This window comes from Mesorhizobium sp. M7A.F.Ca.US.005.03.2.1, from assembly GCF_003997795.1.
GTDB lineage: Bacteria > Pseudomonadota > Alphaproteobacteria > Rhizobiales > Rhizobiaceae > Mesorhizobium > Mesorhizobium ciceri.
Window position 1 is genome coordinate 1 of record NZ_RZRP01000888.1, and the last position, 2,519, is coordinate 2,519.

Annotated in this window: 2 protein-coding genes and 1 pseudogene; all 3 read left to right on the forward strand. The window is 65.1% G+C overall.

Annotated features, from left to right (window positions below; genetic code table 11):
- On the forward strand, positions 1-1,333 hold a 1,333-nt coding region (locus tag EN991_RS32005), incomplete at its 5' end, for a sugar ABC transporter ATP-binding protein (protein WP_164769524.1).
- A complete protein-coding gene (locus tag EN991_RS32010) occupies positions 1,330-2,310 on the forward strand; it encodes an ABC transporter permease (protein WP_127370249.1) in 981 nt (326 codons plus the stop codon). The genes EN991_RS32005 and EN991_RS32010, both read left to right, overlap by 4 nt.
- Positions 2,307-2,519 (forward strand): annotated as a pseudogene (locus tag EN991_RS32015) (ABC transporter permease); the annotation flags it as partial. The gene EN991_RS32010 and the pseudogene EN991_RS32015, both read left to right, overlap by 4 nt.

Consider the following 2,519-nt stretch of genomic DNA (forward strand, 5'->3'; position numbering starts at 1 on the left):
CTTCGCTTCTCCGGGTGCCGCCAACAAGGCCGGCATCGTCTGCATCTTCCAGGAACTGTCGCTTGTCCCCGAGCTAAGCGTTGCCGACAACATCGTCATTTCCGACCCGCCCAAACGCTTCGGCATGATCGACCGCAAGGCGCAGCGCCGCATCGCCGAAGAAGCACTTGCTCGTGCCGGCGCCGCCGACATCCACCCGCTGGCGCTGGTCAAGGACCTGCCATTGTCGCGCCGGCAGATGGTCGAGATCGCCAAGGCATTGGCACGCAAGCCGCGCATCCTTATCCTCGACGAGGCGACCTCCGCGCTGACTGCCGCGGATGTCTCGAAGATCTTCGCGGTGCTCAAGCGGCTGCGCTCGGAAGGGCTGGCGCTGCTTTACATCTCGCACCGCATGAACGAGATCGCCGAACTGGCGGATCAGTGCACGGTGTTCCGCAACGGCCGCAATGTCGCCAGCTATCCAGCCGGCTCGAAGAGTGACAATGAGGTGGTCGAACTGATGATCGGCCGCGAATACAGCCATATCTTTCCGCCCAAGCCGACGGCCGTGCCTGCCGCCGCGGCCCCCAGGCTCGAGGCCCGCAAGCTCTCATGGGCCGACCGGCTGCACGACATCTCGCTGACCGTCAGGGCAGGTGAGGTGGTCGGCCTTGGCGGCCTCGACGGCCAGGGCCAGCGCGAATTGCTGCTCGCCTTCTTCGGCGTGCTGCGCGGCCTCAGCGGCCAGATCCTGATCGACGGCAAGCCTGTGTCGATCACCAGTCCATCCGTTGCGCGCGACGACGGCATCGGCATGGCGCTCATTCCCGAGGACCGCAAGACCGAAGGTCTGATGCTGCCGATGACGGTGCGCGAGAACCTGTCCTTCGCCGCCCTCGACCGGTTGTCGAAAGCCGGCATCATCGACCGTGCCGCCGAGCAGCGGCTGATCGACGACATGGTCGGCCTTTTGGCGATCAAGACGGCGGGCCTCGACATTCCGGTCGGCGCGCTTTCGGGCGGCAACCAGCAGAAGGTGGTCATCGCCAAATGGCTGATGCGCCAGCCGCGCATCATCCTGCTCAACGATCCGACGCGCGGCATCGACGTCGGCACCAAACAGGAGCTGTACCAGCTGATGCGCAAACTGGCCGACGCGGGTGCGGCGATCCTGTTCTACTCGACCGACTATGACGAGCTGATCGGCTGCTGCGACCGTGTGCTGGTGCTCTACGACGGAGCGGTCAAGCGCGAGCTGGTCGGCGCCGAGATCACCGAGCGGGCGCTGATATCAAGCGCGCTCAACATCCATGGCGAGGACAGCCCGGTGGGCCTGGGAGTGGGCGCATGAAGGATTGGCGTTACTGGCTGGCCGAGCGGCGCGGAACGCTGCTGGCGTTCGGCATCTTCATCGTCATGTTCGTCATCTACACCTCGAACCATCCGGCCGGCTTCACCGCCAATGTGGTGCAGACGGCGGCCAACAAGGGCGTGCTGCTCGCCTTCGTCGCCATGGCGCAGACGCTGGTGGTGATCACCGCCGGCATCGACCTGTCCGTCGGCATGATTTTTCTCCTCACCAACTGCCTGGCTTCGTGGCTGGTGGTGGGAACGCCGATGCAGACGACGCTCGGCGTCATCGCCGTGCTGGCGGTGGGGCTGCTGTGCGGCGCCATCAACGGCGCCATCGTCATCTATGGCCGGCTGCAGCCGATTGTCGCCACCATTGCCACAGGCGCCGTCTATTACGGCATCGGCCTGTTGCTGCGGCCATTTCCGGGCGGCTCGGTCAATGAGGACCTGGCCGATGCGCTGACCGGCCGTGTGTTCGGCGTGGTGCCGGCAAGTCTCGTCGTGCTGCTGGCCATCGTGCTGGTGATCTGGGTGCCGTTCAGCCGCTCGGTGCTTGGCCGCGCCGCCTACGCGGCAGGCTCATCGGAGACGGCGGCCTACATGTCGGGTGTGCCGATCCGGCGCGGCAAGTTCGCCGCCTACACGCTGGCCGGCCTGCTGGCGGCGATCGGCGGACTGTTCCTGACCTTCTTCACCTATACGGGTGAGGCGGCCTATGCCAGCGGCAACTCCTACACGCTGTTTTCGATCGCCGCCGTGGTGCTCGGCGGCGTTTCGCTGTTCGGCGGCAAGGGCAGCGCCATCGGCGCCATCTTCGGCGCACTGGCTTTCCGCACGATCGGCGACTTGTTGTTCGTCTTCGATTTCGATCCGCTCTGGCAGCCGCTGTTCCAGGGCGTTATCCTGCTGGTCGCCGTCAGCCTCGGCGCCTTCGCCCTGTTTCGGGTCCGCAACCGGCTGGAGTGGTTCCTGTGAGCGAAACGACGCTTGGCGGCATTGCCGGCCGCATGCCCAGATTCATCCGCCGCGCCGATCCGGCGGTGCTGACGGCCTTTGCCTGCATCGTGCTTTTGCTGTTCTTCGGCAGCCTCTACTCCAGAAGCTTCCTGTCGCCTGAATATCTCCTGCAGCAACTCAAGGTGGCTTCATTCCTCGGTGTCATCGCGACAGGCATGATGCTGGTC